This window comes from Pseudomonas sp. NGC7 (assembly GCF_047159675.1).
Taxonomy (GTDB): domain Bacteria; phylum Pseudomonadota; class Gammaproteobacteria; order Pseudomonadales; family Pseudomonadaceae; genus Aquipseudomonas; species Aquipseudomonas kermanshahensis.
Map to the genome: position 1 here is coordinate 851,217 of NZ_BAAFZY010000001.1, position 13,867 is coordinate 865,083.

General features: G+C 63.5%; 11 protein-coding genes. 7 read left to right on the forward strand and 4 right to left on the reverse strand.

What is annotated here, in order from left to right:
* Nucleotides 1-6 precede the first annotated feature (6 nt).
* Nucleotides 7-2,409 (forward strand): DUF3772 domain-containing protein, encoded by a 2,403-nt coding sequence (locus tag ACMCNM_RS03930; RefSeq protein ID WP_186681689.1) that lies wholly within the window; start codon nucleotides 7-9, stop codon nucleotides 2,407-2,409.
* Nucleotides 2,410-2,525: 116 nt separating this feature from the next.
* On the opposite strand, the gene ACMCNM_RS03935 is transcribed toward ACMCNM_RS03930, so the two are convergent.
* From ACMCNM_RS03935 to ACMCNM_RS03950, 4 genes are all read right to left on the reverse strand, one after another.
* On the reverse strand, nucleotides 2,526-3,743 hold the full coding sequence (locus ACMCNM_RS03935; RefSeq protein ID WP_186681692.1) for a DUF3422 domain-containing protein: 1,218 nt from the start codon (nucleotides 3,741-3,743) through the stop codon (nucleotides 2,526-2,528).
* A 167-nt stretch (nucleotides 3,744-3,910) separates the two neighbouring features.
* A complete protein-coding gene (locus ACMCNM_RS03940; RefSeq protein WP_412763971.1) occupies nucleotides 3,911-5,341 on the reverse strand; it encodes an aldehyde dehydrogenase family protein in 1,431 nt (476 codons plus the stop codon).
* A 13-nt stretch (nucleotides 5,342-5,354) separates the two neighbouring features.
* On the reverse strand, nucleotides 5,355-6,854 hold the full coding sequence (locus tag ACMCNM_RS03945; RefSeq protein WP_412763972.1) for a purine-cytosine permease family protein: 1,500 nt from the start codon (nucleotides 6,852-6,854) through the stop codon (nucleotides 5,355-5,357).
* 93 nt (nucleotides 6,855-6,947) lie between these two features.
* Complete coding sequence (locus ACMCNM_RS03950; RefSeq protein WP_099452884.1) at nucleotides 6,948-7,337, reverse strand: YybH family protein; 390 nt, start codon at nucleotides 7,335-7,337, stop codon at nucleotides 6,948-6,950.
* A 231-nt stretch (nucleotides 7,338-7,568) separates the two neighbouring features.
* Here ACMCNM_RS03950 and ACMCNM_RS03955 point away from each other — a divergent pair, with 231 nt between their 5' ends.
* The 6 genes from ACMCNM_RS03955 to ACMCNM_RS03980 all read left to right on the forward strand — a co-directional run bounded on the left by ACMCNM_RS03955 (nucleotide 7,569) and on the right by ACMCNM_RS03980 (nucleotide 13,858).
* On the forward strand, nucleotides 7,569-8,558 hold the full coding sequence (locus ACMCNM_RS03955) for a Fic family protein (RefSeq protein ID WP_186681699.1): 990 nt from the start codon (nucleotides 7,569-7,571) through the stop codon (nucleotides 8,556-8,558).
* A gap of 138 nt (nucleotides 8,559-8,696) precedes the next feature.
* On the forward strand, nucleotides 8,697-9,716 hold the full coding sequence (locus tag ACMCNM_RS03960; RefSeq protein WP_027594493.1) for a transporter: 1,020 nt from the start codon (nucleotides 8,697-8,699) through the stop codon (nucleotides 9,714-9,716).
* Between the two features lie 90 nt (nucleotides 9,717-9,806).
* Nucleotides 9,807-10,427 (forward strand): isochorismate family cysteine hydrolase YcaC, encoded by a 621-nt coding sequence (gene ycaC, locus ACMCNM_RS03965; RefSeq protein ID WP_027594492.1) that lies wholly within the window; start codon nucleotides 9,807-9,809, stop codon nucleotides 10,425-10,427.
* Between the two features lie 241 nt (nucleotides 10,428-10,668).
* Entirely contained in the window at nucleotides 10,669-11,487 is an 819-nt protein-coding gene (gene ppk2, locus ACMCNM_RS03970; protein ID WP_412763973.1) for a polyphosphate kinase 2, read from the forward strand.
* Between the two features lie 36 nt (nucleotides 11,488-11,523).
* The gene (locus tag ACMCNM_RS03975; RefSeq protein ID WP_186681705.1) at nucleotides 11,524-12,720 is read left to right on the forward strand and encodes a monovalent cation:proton antiporter-2 (CPA2) family protein; all 1,197 of its coding nucleotides are present in this window, start codon (nucleotides 11,524-11,526) and stop codon (nucleotides 12,718-12,720) included.
* A 40-nt stretch (nucleotides 12,721-12,760) separates the two neighbouring features.
* Nucleotides 12,761-13,858: an AI-2E family transporter gene (locus tag ACMCNM_RS03980; RefSeq protein ID WP_412763974.1), complete on the forward strand. Its 1,098-nt coding sequence runs from the start codon at nucleotides 12,761-12,763 to the stop codon at nucleotides 13,856-13,858.
* The last annotated feature ends 9 nt before the right edge of the window (nucleotides 13,859-13,867 follow it).

Consider the following 13,867-nt stretch of genomic DNA (forward strand, 5'->3'; position numbering starts at 1 on the left):
TGTTCGATGAGGCGTGTCAGCCTTGCCCGTTATTGCCTAGGCGTATTGGCCCTGATGGTGGCGTTGGCCACCCCGGCCTGGTCCGCACCGGCCACGCCAGTCTCCAGCCTGGCCGCTGCCGAACTGCCGGTGCTCGAAGAAAACGCGAGCCTTGAGCAACTGAATGACCGACTCGACGAGATCCGCCAGGGCGTCACCAGCAACGCCAATGACGACGTGCTCTCGCAGTTGCGCCAGGCGGCCATGCAGGTGCAGCGTCAGGCCGATGCACTGAGTGCGCTGCGGACCACCGACGTCGATGGCCTGGACGACAAACTCAAGGTGCTCGGCCCGCCCCAGCCGGACGAGACCGCGACCATCACGCTTCAGCGCAAGGACCTCGAGGCGCAGAAAAAGTCCGTATTGGCCGAGCAGGAGCAGGCGACCAAGCTGACCCAGTCGGCCCGCGACCTGTCCACGCAGATCGTCAACCTGCGCCGCAGCCAGTTCAACTCGCAGGTCACCAGCCGCGCGACGAGCCCGCTGACCCCGGCGTTCTGGCAATCGCTGATCCGCCCTACCGCCGAAGACCTGAGTCGCCTGCGAGACCTGCGCGGCGAGGCGGCTGATGCCGTGGCCAGCGCGTTCAGTGCCGAGCATCGCTGGTTGTTCCTGACCAGCTTGGTGGCGGCAATCCTGGTCTGGACCTTGGTCCGTCGCCTGCTCGAACGCCTGCTGGCAGACGCCATGATCCGCTGGCTGCCGGAAGGCCGCCTGCGCCGCAGCGCCTTGGCCCTGAGCGTCAGCCTGGCGACGCTGGGTACCATCGCTGGCTCCGTGTCGCTGCTGCGCTGGGGCCTGGAAAGCAGCGCCGAGCTGGGTTCGGACATCGCCAGCCTGACCAACCATATCCTTACCCTGGTGGTGTTCAGCGCCTTCATTTCGGGCCTGGGCCGCGCCATGTTGATGCTGCAGCGCCCGTCCTGGCGCCTGCCGCCGATCCACGATGAAGTGGCCAGCGCCCTGGGCTGGTTCCCCAAACTGCTGGCTCTGGCGTTGATGGTGCTGCTGACCCAGGAGCGCATCAACAGCGTGATCGGCACCAGCCTGGCGCTGACCGTGGCCACCAACGGCCTGACCGCGCTGGTGGTGGCGGTGATTTTCTCGGTGGCCTTGCTGCGCTACCGCCGCACCTTGCGCCAGCATGACCTGGAGCGCCCGACCGGCCTGGCGGGGCTGATCCCCTTCGTCATCGTGGTGTGGGTGGGGCTGATCGTGCTGGCACTGCTGGCCGGTTTCCTGACCCTGGCCTACTTCCTGACCGCCAAGTTGCTGTGGATCAGCGTGGTGGCCACCTGTGCCTACCTGTTGACCACCTTCCTCGGTGACCTGTGCGAGACCTTGCTGTCGCCTCGTCAGCCCGGTGGCCTGGCCTTGGCGTCGACGCTGGGCCTGGCGCCGCGTCATCAGGCCCAGGCCAGCACGATTCTCGCCGGCATTGGTCGCACTGTGTTGCTGTTCCTGGCGGTATTGCTGGCCTTGACGCCGTCGGGCACCAGCCCCGGCGAATTGCTGCTCAGCCTGGGGGATTGGGACGATACCGGCGGCAAGATGCTCGGCAACATGAACATCGTGCCGCAGGACATCCTGTTGGCGGTGGTGATGTTCTTCGGCGGCATGTTCGGTATTCGTGTGCTCAAGCGCTGGTTGAGCGAGCGCCTGCTGCCAGAAACCGACATGGACGCCGGCATGCGCGCCTCACTGGTGACGCTGGTGGGTTACCTGGGCTTCCTGTTCCTGGCCATGCTGGTGATGTCGACCCTGCGCATCAACCTGACCAGCCTGACCTGGGTGGTGAGTGCGCTGTCGGTCGGTATCGGTTTTGGTCTGCAGCAGATCGTGCAGAACTTCATCTCCGGCCTGATCCTGCTCACCGAGCGCCCGGTGAAGGTGGGCGACTGGGTCAGTCTGGCCGGTGTCGAGGGTGATATCCGCCGCATCAATGTGCGCGCCACCGAGATTCAGATGTCCGACCGCTCGACGGTGATCGTGCCCAACTCGCAGTTCATCTCGCAAAACGTGCGCAATGTGACCATGGGCAATGCCCTTGGGGTGGTCAGCATTACCCTGACCTTGCCGCTGGAAACCGATGCCAACCGTGTGCGGGAATTGCTGCTGGCGGCGTACCAGGAGCACGAAGCGATACTGGATGCACCTGCGTGTTCGGTGTCGTTCAAGGACCTGACCACCAGTGGCATGGTCATTGGCGTCAGTGGTTATGTAGCGGGGCCGCGGCAGGTGTCGGGCACGCGCAGTGACCTGCTGTTCACCATTCTTGGCCGGTTACGCGATGAGGGCATCCCGCTGTCGTCGCCGCAAAGCATGGTGTTGGTGCAAGAGGGCGCGCGCCCGGCTGACGAGCCGGCGTGAAGCCGGGGCCGCTGTGCGGCCCATTCGCGGGCAAGCCCGCTCCCACAGGTTTGCGCTAGCATGGGCCTGTAGGCGCGGGCTTGCCGGCGATTGGGCTGCAAGGCAGCCCACAGGGCTCAATGCTGCTTGGCCTGCCTGATCCTCACCAGGATCACCAGCAGCACTAACAGCACTGGCGGCGCCATCGCCAACAACCCATCCCGCGCCGTCAGCCCCACCCCCAGCACATTCAGCCCGCCATACAGCAGCTTGAACAGGTTCAACAGGTAATAGGTGATGGCGATGATCGACAGCCCCTCCACCGCCCGCTGAATCTTCACCTGGGCGTCGGCCCGGGCATTGAGGCTGCGCAGGATCTCTGCGTTCTGCTCTTCCATCTCTACCTGCACCCGGGCCTGCAGCAGGTCCCCCAGGTTGGCGACATTCTTCGCCAACTGCTCCAGCCGTTGCTCGGTGGCTGCGCAGTAACGCACCGTGGGCTTGAAGCGGCGCTCGATGAACACGCCCAACCGCTGGCAATCGCCCACGTGGCTTTCGCGCAGTTCAGCCAACCGCTCAAACACCAGTTGCGCATACGCCTGGGTAGCGCCGAAGCGGTGGCGGGTCTTCACCGTGTGGCTGACCACCTGGCGCGAGAGCAGGGCGATGGCGTCGAGCAGCCCCTTGGAGTCGTGGCCATCGCCGCCGGCGCTGCGTTCGGACAGGCTCACCAGGGTCTTGTCGAAGGCGTCCAGCTCTTGGCTCAGGGCCTTGGCCGTGGTCAGGGTCAGCGAGGCCATCATGCGGTAGGTTTCGATCTCCAGCAGGCGCCGGATCATGCGGCCCTGGCGGTACGCATTGAGGCGGCGATTGATGAACAGGAAGCGGTTGGTACCGTCCTCGGTCAGGCGAAAATCGCTCCACACCGACGCATCGCCACCGCCCACACAGGAGCCGCAGGGGTCTTTGAAGCCATAGTGGCTCAGGTCGAGGTCCTGTTCGTCGCGGACCAGCACCTGCACCGCATTGATCACCTGCGCCGTTTGCGGGGCGATGGCTTCGGCCAGCACCTGTGGCAGGGCTTGCCACTCGGTGTTGGCGGTGGAGCAGGGCACCACCAGGGTCAGGGTGAAGAACTCGGTGTGCCGTTCCCATTTGAACGGGTGGCCGTCCAGCCGGGTAATGCCCTGCGCTGCGTTGATGTGCTGCGCCTCTGGGCAGCAGCGTTGCAGCAGCGCCGCACACGCTGCATCGCCGCCGAGCAAGGCGAGGTGGAAGACATGGGCCGGGCCGTCGAAATACAGCGACGGGCGAGCGTGCAGTTCGTTGTGCAAGGCGGTGCGTTGAGGGTGCATGGTGGTCCGGCCTGGTGTTGTGATTGTGGGGGTACCAGGAAGTGGGACTTTGCGCGATGACTGAAAAGTCACGTGGCCATGAGGGCCTTTGTGAAACGGAATCAAGCGCAAAGCAAAAGCCCCTTGTGACATCCGTCAGCAAGGGGCTTGTTGACCAGCTGCTGGGGTTAACCCAGGCAGCGCGTCACATGCTTCACCGAGAGGTACCCCGACAACCCCCAGGGCCCGAGCTCGCGCCCGATGCCGCTGCCTTTGGTTCCGCCCCACGAGGTCTCGACGAACACCGCCTGCACCGAGTTGATCCACACGTGGCCAACCTCCAGCGCATCGGCAACGCGTTCGGCGCGTTCCAGGTCGGCAGAGCAGACCGTGGCCACCAGGCCGAAGCGGCTGTCGTTGGCTTCGGTGATCGCCTGCGCTTCAGTGGTGAAGCGCCGTGCACACAGCACCGGGCCGAAGATCTCTTCGGTCCACAGGCGGCTGTGGGCCGGGACGTCCACATACAGCGTGGGGCTGACGAACCAGCCATCACGGTCCAGCGCTTTGCCGCCGGCCAGGCATTGCAGGCCCTCTTCGCGTGCGGTGGCGAAGTAGCTGGCAACCTTCAGCCACTGCGCCTGGCTTGTCAGTGGGCCCATGTCCACTTCTTCGCTCAACGGGTTGCCCACCCGCAGGTTCTCCAGTGCCGCCTGCAAGCGCGGCAGCAGCGTATCGGCGATGCCGTCCTGCACCAGCAGGCGTGAGGTGGCCGAGCACATCTGCCCGGCGTTCCAGCTGATGCCAGCGACAATCCATTCCACGGCCTGGTCGATGTCGCAATCATCGAACACCACGATCGCCGACTTGCCGCCCAGCTCCAGCGTCACGGGCCGGCATTGGGCAGAAGCGCTGCGCATCACCTGGCTGCCAACACTGTTGCTGCCGGTGAACGACAGCTTGTCCAGGCCTGCGTGGTTGCTCAGCGCCGCGCCGGTTTCGGCCTTGCCGTTGACGATGTTCAGCACGCCGGCGGGCAGGCCGAGGGCCTCGGCGATCTGGCCGTACGCCTGCTCGATCAGCGGGGTGACTTCCGAAGGCTTGAGCACCACGGTGCAGCCTGCGGCCAAGGCGGGGGCGAGCTTCCAGGCGCTGGTCACCAGCGGGAAGTTCCACGGCACGATCAAGCCGACCACGCCGACCGGTTCCAGGCGGGTGCGGGCGGTGAAGCCGGGCGCGGCCAGGGGCACGTCGCGGTTCTTTTGCGGCAACTGCTCCGCCAGGTCGGCGTAGTAGTTGAAGGTGGCAATCGCGTCGTCCAGGTCGATTTCGGCCTCGTGGCGCGGCTTGCCGTTGTTGCGCATCTGCAGGGTGATCAACGCTTCACGGCGCTGCCCGAGTTGCTCGGCGAAACCGCGCAGGTACGCTGCACGTTCGCTGGCGCTGGTCTGCTTCCAGGCCGGCAGGGCTTCGCGCGCGGCGACCACGGCTTGGTCGACCTGGGCAACGCTGGCGGCCATCAATTCGGCGAAGGGCTGGCCCAGGGCAGGGTCATTGACGCTGATGCAGTCGCTGCCTTGGCCTTCGACCCAGCGGCCGGCGATGTAGTGAGAAGTGGTCATGGGCAAATTCCAGTCAGGCCATTTCGGCAGTGATTACCGGCGCATGCGAGGTGCTTATGCAGCGCACCCAGCGCGGGCCATTGGGCCCATATACGCCAGCAGGTTCAGGGAACAGGTTGAGCAGGGCGAGGTACAGTACCCCCGCCAGCCCCAGGGTTACCGGCAGGCTCAGGTCGATGCCGCCGGCCAGGTCGCCCAGCGGGCCAACGAACTGACCCGGCAGGTTGACGAAGCACAGGCCGACTGCCGCGCTGGGGATCCACGCCCCCATGCCGCGCCAGTTCCAGCCGTGCGTGAACCAGTAGTGGCCGCCGCGCTGGCCACGGGTGAACACCTGCAAGTCATCGGCATGGTAGAAGCCGCGACGGGTGATCAGGCCGAGGATCATGATCACCATCCATGGGCTGGTGCAGGTGATGATCAGCACGGCGAAGGTCGACACGCTCTGCACCAGGTTGAAGGTGAAGCGGCCGATGAAGATGAAGCCGATCGCCAGCACGCCGATCAGCAAGGTGGCGGCGGCGCGGCTGAGCAGGCGCGGGAACACGCTGGACATGTCCAGGCCCGTGCCGTACAGCGCGGTGGTACCGGTGGACATGCCGCCGATCACCGCAATCAGGCACACCGGCAGGAAGAACCAGCTCGGCGAGATCGCCAGCAGGCCGCCGACATAGTTGTTGGCCGCGATGTAGTCAGGCGCCTGGCTGGCGACCAAGGTGGCGGTGCACAGGCCGAACAGGAACGGGATCAAGGTCGCGGCCTGGGCGCCGATCACCGCCAGCATGATGCGCGACTTGGGCGTGGTCCGCGGAATGTAGCGCGACCAGTCGCCCAGGAACGCACCGAACGACACCGGGTTGCTCATGGCCAGGATCGCCGCACCGACGAAGGCTGCCCAGAAACCCGCTTGGCCAAGTTTTACGCTGCCGGCATAGCCCGCATCGAACGGCCCGGCGAAGGCCGCGATGCCCAGCAAGAACAGCAAGCTCGACGCCCACACGGCAATCTTGTTGACCCACAGCATGAAGCGGAAGCCGAAGATGCACACCACCAGGACCAACACCGCGAACAGGCCATAGGCCAGGCCCAGGGTGAGGTCGGTTTCTGGTAGGCCGGCCAGGCGTTTGGCGCCACCCACCAAGGCATCGCCCGAGCTCCACACCGACAGCGAGAAGAACGCCACGGCGGTGAGCAGCGACAGGAACGAGCCGACGATGCGCCCGTGCACGCCGAAGTGCGCGCCCGACGACACCGCGTTGTTGGTGCCGTTGAGCGCACCGAACAGGCCCATGGGGGCGAGGATGATGGCACCGATGCCGACCCCGAGCACAATCGCCCAGACCCCGGCCTGGAACGACAACCCGAACAGCACTGGGAAGCTGCCCAGCACGGCTGTGGCAAAGGTGTTGGCACCGCCGAAAATCAGGCGGAACAGGTCAAGCGGGGAGGCGTGGCGTTGGTCGTCGGGAATCTGTTCGACGCCGTTGGTCTCGATACCGGTCGAGTGGCTCATGGTGATACTCCAGCGCGGTTGTTGTCGCCCGGCGCAGTGCGCGGGCCTTATTGTGGGTGCGATGGCAGAGCGGCAAGGCCGCGTAAAAGAAGATCAGGCGGTGGTGACGACCGACAGGTGTTCATGGCAGGCCAACCAGCGCTCGCCCTGGCGGCGAAAGACGATGGTTTCACGCTCGGCCAGCTGGTGCTCTTCACCGGCGATGCGGATGTGCGTGGCCACATCGTGCATGAAGATTGCCACGTCACCTTGCAGGCTCACTTGCGCATTGCCCGACTCACACGCCAGCACGGCAAAACCGTCGGCCTGCCACTGGGCCCACACGGCTTCATAAGCGCCACGCGACAACAGCGGCTGCGCCAAGGTGTGGAAGAGGAAGGTGGCGTCTTCGCTGAAGCAGGCGAAGTAGCGGGCGGTGTCGTTGCTGGCAAAGGCATCGACGAGGTCGGCGGCGGCTTGCCGTACCTGGAGTGTCTGGTCCACGGGAGTGGCCTCACGCTTTTTGTGATTGTGGTGAGCGATTCTGGTGGCGCTTGGCGGGGGGAAAAATCGCTGGGGGCAAATAATCAGTTCAGGAAAGTGTGAAGTGATGTTTGGCTGGCTTTACCCTCGTATTGCCCGTGGATTAAGGTGGAAGGAGTCGTGTTGAGCAGTAGCCATTGGCGTGTAGAACGTAAAACTGACGAAGCCCCTTACCTCCTTGGACTGTAGGCAATGAGTAAGTACGAACCACCGCTCACGGTAACACCTCGTATTTTGGCATTGGTTGCCGAGATCAGTGAGCTTGTGGGGTTGTTGGCTGCTCACCCGGACAGCGGGCTGACGCCGCAACTGCGCCGGGGCAACCGTATTCGGACTATCCAGGCATCACTTGCAATAGAGAACAATACGTTGAGCGTGGAGCAGGTAACTGCATTGCTGGATGGCAAGCGGGTATTGGGGTTGCCACGTGAAATCCAGGAAGTCCGAAATGCATTCGTTACCTATGATGCAATGGCGAACTGGCGCCCCGGCTCTCAAGACGATCTCCTCGCTGCACACGGTATGCTGATGCAAGGGCTGATTGATGACGCTGGCCATTTTCGCAAGGGGGGCGTAGGGATCTATCGCGGGGTACGCTTACTGCACATGGCGCCCCCAGCCAGTCGGGTCGCGACGCTCGTGCAGGGCCTATTGCACTGGCTCGTAAAAAACGATTGGCACCCCCTGATCATCAGCTGTGTATTTCACTACGAGTTTGAGTTCATCCACCCGTTTGCTGATGGAAATGGGCGAATGGGACGGCTCTGGCAGACGCTGTTGCTTAGTCGTTGGCGACCAGTCCTGGCATACCTTCCGGTAGAAACGGTAATCCGTGAGCAGCAAGAAGCCTACTATTTGGCGCTTGCCGCAGCCGATCAGTCTGGTGAAGCAACCCCGTTTGTCGAGTATATGCTCCAAGCACTGCTTCAAGCCCTCAGCGAAGCAGTGGGTAGCGATCAAGTAGGCGATCAAGTAACCGATCAAGTAGCGAGACTGCTCAATGTTCTGCCCATTGGGATTTCATTGAAGGCCAATGAATTGATGGATCGCCTTGGGCTCTCGCACCGTCCCACATTCAGCAAGAATTACCTTAAACCAGCAATTGCTATGGGTTTGATCGAAATGACTGATCCTCATTCTGCTCGCAGTCCTAGACAGCAATATCGTCGAGTCGCCAAGTAAGCGACGATCCGCTTGTATGGGCCAACTGGCGGGGCTATCCCCAAATGACCGGCATACGCCAAACCCGCTGTCATCGAACTGCAACCTACATCCCGCACCCTTTCTGCCATCAACCTCAATGCCTCATTGCGAGTTCGAATGGGTCATCCCGCGCTGCATCCGCAACAGGACCATGACCTGTTCGGCCTGCTTTATGCTTTTGCCTTCCGCCCAGGCCAGCCCGGTCGCGAGATCGATTCGGCGCAGTTGCTGCGCAAGCTCGGCGAACCGCCTGAGCCCGACGAATTTTTATGGCTGCACCTGAACCTGGCCCATGCCGCTTGCGAGCGCTGGCTGCGCGCCCACCTGACGCTGCCCGAGGCGTTTTTCGAAACCTTGCGCGAGGGCTCCCGTTCGACCCGTATCGAACATGCCGATTCGGCGCTGTTGGCGGTGGTCAACGATGTGGTGTTCAACTTCGGCCTGGTGTCGTCGGACATTTCCACGCTGTGGGCCTGCGCCAGCAGCCAACTGCTGGTGAGCGCGCGTTTGCAGCCGTTGCATTCGGTGGACAAGCTGCGCTCGTCGGTCAAGCGTGGCGAGCGCTTCCATTCGTCCATCGAACTGCTGGTGCATCTGCTGCGCGACCAGGGCGATGTGTTGACCCAGATCGTGCGCGAAACCACCACCAGCGTCGATCGCATCGAAGACCAGTTGCTGTCCCAGCGCCTGAGTGACAACCGCGCCGAACTCAGCAGCATGCGTCGGGTACTGGTGCGTTTGCAGCGCCTGCTGGCGCTCGAGCCTGGGGCCCTGCTGCGCCTGCTCAACCGCCCACCGGACTGGCTGCAGGAACAGGACATGCGCCAGCTGCGCGCGGCGACCGAAGAGTTCACCCTGGTGATCAGCGACCTCACCGCCCTGGGTGAGCGGATCAAGTTGCTGCAGGAAGAGATCGCCGCCAAGCTCAACGAGCAGACCAACCGCACCCTGTTCACCCTGACGGTGGTGACCGTGCTGGCGCTGCCCATCAACATCATCGCCGGCTTTTTCGGCATGAATGTCGGTGGCGTGCCGCTGTCGGACGACCCACATGGCTTCTGGGTGCTGGTGGCACTGGTGGCGACCTTCACCGTGCTGGTGGGGCGTTGGGCGTTTCGCAAGCGGCGTGAATACTGACGGCGGCATGCGCCCCGACTGACGGTCCCCGCCATCTCTGATCCTTGCCTACGCTGATATTCCCCATCTGCTGATGCAAGGAGCTTCACCATGGCCTTCCAATACAAGCGTCTGGACAAGAACAACGCTGCAGTCCTGCTGGTCGATCACCAGGCGGGTTTGCTTTCACTGGTGCGTGACATCGACCCCGACCGCTTCAAGAACAACGTCCTGGCCCTGGCAGACCTGGCCCAGTACTTCAAGCTGCCGACCATTCTCACCACCAGCTTCGAAACCGGCCCCAACGGCCCGTTGGTCCCCGAGCTCAAGGCGCAATTCCCCGATGCCCCCTACATCGCTCGCCCCGGCAACATCAACGCCTGGGACAACGAAGACTTCGTCAAGGCCGTCAAGGCCACGGGCAAGAAGCAACTGTTGATCGCCGGTGTAGTGACTGAGGTCTGTGTCGCGTTCCCGGCACTGTCGGCACTGGAGGAGGGCTTTGAGGTGTTCGTCGTCACCGACGCCTCTGGCACCTTCAACGAATTGACCCGCGATTCGGCCTGGCGGCGTATGGAGGCTGCCGGGGCACAACTGATGACCTGGTTCGGCGTGGCGTGCGAGCTGCACCGCGACTGGCGTAATGACGTCGAAGGGCTGGGGACGCTGTTCTCCAACCACCTTCCCGATTACCGCAACCTGATGACCAGTTACGACAAGCTGGCCAAGTAGCGCCCTGCCTCGCACGCGGGGCGGTTCTGTGTAGGAGCAGCCTTGCGCTGCGAAGAGGCCGGTGTAGCACAGAGAATCTTTCAGGCAGTCACCGGCCTCTTCGCAGCGCAAGGCTGCTCCTACACACACAAAGACCGAGCAAACCATTCACCAGTAAGGCTCGGCGCGGGAGTAATAAGCGAAGCGGCAAACCGCCATGGATCGACCATACTGAGTCTTCATTCGCCAGCGGGAGCGAGCCATGTCGAAGTCAGCCAAGAAGAAGGACCCTCAGGCACAGCCCGAAAAATTGGGCGGCAAGGCCTACGAGAAGGCGCTCAAGCACCTTCACGTCGAGTTGGTGAAGCTGCAGGAATGGGTCGTGGCCAAGGGCCTGAAGGTGTGCATCGTCTTTGAAGGCCGCGATGGTGCGGGCAAGGGCGGGACCATCAAGGCCCTCACCGAGCGGGTCAGCCCTCGGGTGTTCCGTGTGGTGGCGCTGCCAGCGCCGACCGAGCGGGAAAAAACCCAGATGTACGTGCAACGCTACCTGGGCCATTTGCCTGCTGCAGGCGAGGTGGTGATCTTCGACCGCAGTTGGTACAACCGCGCCGGTGTCGAGCGGGTGATGGGGTTTTGCAGTGATGAACAGGCCAACAAGTTTCTCACTGTGGTGCCGTTGTTCGAGAAGATGATGGTTGAGTCGGGGATCATCCTCATCAAGTACTGGCTGGAGGTCAGCGCCGAAGAGCAGACCCGCCGCCTGCAGGACCGCATCAATGACGGCCGCAAGCTGTGGAAGCTGTCGCCGATGGACCTGAAGTCGTATACCCGCTGGGATGACTACACCAAAGCCCGCGATGACATGTTCGCCGCGTCGGATTCCTCCTGGGCGCCATGGTTCATGGCCCACTCCAACGACAAGCGGCGCGCACGGCTGAACATCATCAGCCACCTGCTCGGCCGCATTGCCTACAAGGACATCACCCGCGACCAGGTCGTGAAATTGCCCAAGCGCGGCAAGGTCGGCAAGTACAAGGCGGTGAACTACCCGTTCAAGGTTGTCGAAGCGCGTTACTGACCCCATCCCCGCGGGGAGCCTACAGGGTGTAGACCTATGCCACATGACGGCAGCTTGCTCCAGGCAACGGTGGTGTTCCTCTTGGCCGTGGTACTGCTGGTGCCACTGGCGCAGCGTTTGAAACTGGGGGCCGTGCCGGGGTATCTGCTGGCCGGCATCCTCATCGGCCCTTCGGTGCTGGGTTTGCTGGGTAACCCGGATAACGTCGCACGCCTGTCAGAGATGGGCGTGGTGATGCTGCTGTTCGTCATTGGCCTCGAGCTTTCGCCACGCCGCCTGTGGACCATGCGCCGGGCGCTTTTCGGCGTTGGCTCGTTGCAGGTCGGGCTGACCGCTGCGGTGCTTGGCCTGCTCGCCTATTGGCTGTTCGGCCAATCGAAGGCGGCGGCCGTCGTGCTGGGGCTGGGGCTGGCCCTGTCGTCCACGGCGTTTGGCTTGCAGGTGCTGGCCGAGCGCAAGGACCTGGGCAAGCCTCACGGGCGCCTGGCGGTGGCGATTCTGCTGTTCCAGGACATTGCCGCCATCCCCCTGATTGCCGTGGTGCCCTTGCTGGGCGGTGATGTCAGCCGCGCTGATGAAGGGACGTGGCCGCTGGTGGGCGTGGCGGTCGGCATCGGCGTGATCATTATTGGGGGCCGGTACCTGATGACCCCCGTATTCAAATGGACGGTCGGCTCCGGGTTGCCGGAGCTGTCCACCGCTACCGCGTTGCTGGTGGTACTGGGCACCGCTTGGGTGATGGAGCATGTCGGCATCTCGATGGCGCTTGGTGCGTTTCTCGCTGGCGTATTGATGGCCGAGTCGCCGTTCCGTCACGAGCTCGAAACCCAGATCGAACCCCTCAAAGGCCTGTTGCTTGGGCTGTTTTTCGTCGGCGTGGGCATGAGCGCCGATTTGCGCCTGCTGTTCGGCATGCCCTTGGCGGTGCTGGGGCTTACGTTGCTGCTGGTGGGCGTCAAGCTACCGCTGTTGGTGGCTTTGGGCCGTACGGCCGGTGGGCTGAACCGACCCCAGGCGTTGTGCCTGGGCGTGGTGTTGGCATCTGGCGGTGAGTTTGCGTTCGTGGTGTTCAAGCTGGCGCTTGAGCACCAGGTGCTCGAGCAGCAGGTGCATGACCTGTTGGTGCTGGCCATCACCCTGTCGATGGCGGTGGTGCCGTTGGTGATGATGGCCCTGAGCCGACAGTTGCGCGACCCCGACGCCACCCGCCCCACGCCTGAAACCGATCACTGACTCGCGCCAAGACGGCGTACTGACTGTTCGGAGGTGAAGCATGCAGCCGAGTTTCAAGCTGGACAGCGCCCTGTCGCAGGGCTTGCTCGATGTCTTGATCAAGGCAGGCTTGGTGGCTGCCCTGGTGATCTTCTCCTTCCAGGTGTTCCAGCCGTTCCTCGAGCTGATGCTGTGGGCGGTGATCCTGGCCGTCACGCTGTACCCGCTGCACTGCCGCATCACGCGGCGCTGGGGGCTCAAGGATGGCTATGCGGCGACAGTAGTGGTGCTGCTGGTACTGGTGGTGTTGCTGGTGCCGATCTATCTGGTGGTGGTGTCGATCACCGAGTCGGTGGACAGCATGCTGACGCTGCTCAAGAGCGGCGCCTGGAGCGTACCGCCCCCCCCCGAATCGGTGGCTTCCTGGCCGTTGATCGGGCCGCGCCTGTATGCCTTGTGGCTGGCAGCATCCGAGAGCCTGAGCGGGGTGCTCAACAGCATGATGCCGCAGCTCAAGGACGCCGGGCGAGTGCTGCTGGGGGCCGCGGCCAGTGCCGGGGGGGCGTTTTTGATGTTCATCGCGGCGATCATCATCTCGGGGGTGATCATGGCCTTCGGCGCGCGTGGCGAGCTGGCGGCGCAGCGCATTGCCATGCGCGTATCCGGCGAGCAGCGCGGCAGGTCGATTGCCAAACTGTGCACCGCCACCATTCGTGCCGTTGCCCAGGGCGTGATCGGCATTGCCTTCATCCAGATGCTGCTGATCGGCGTTGGCTTTGTTATCAAGGGCGTGCCGGGGGCGGGAATGTTGGCGATTGCCATCCTCATGCTGGGTATTGCCCAGGCGCCGGCCACGCTGATCACGCTACCGGTGATCGCCTACGTGTTCCATGCCGAGGGCTTCACCCTGGCGACCATCGTGTTTGCCGTCTACACCTTCGTCGCCGGCCTCGCTGACAATGTGCTCAAGCCCCTGCTGCTGGGGCGCGGGGTCGATGTGCCGATGCCTGTGGTGCTGATCGGCGCGCTGGGCGGCATGGTGGTCAAAGGCATTATCGGCCTGTTCATCGGCCCGGTGATTCTTGGCGTGACCTACGTATTGTTCTGGCAATGGGTCGCGCTGCAGGTACCCGAAAACCCTGTCGAACCGTCGGCCTGAGCCGGGGCC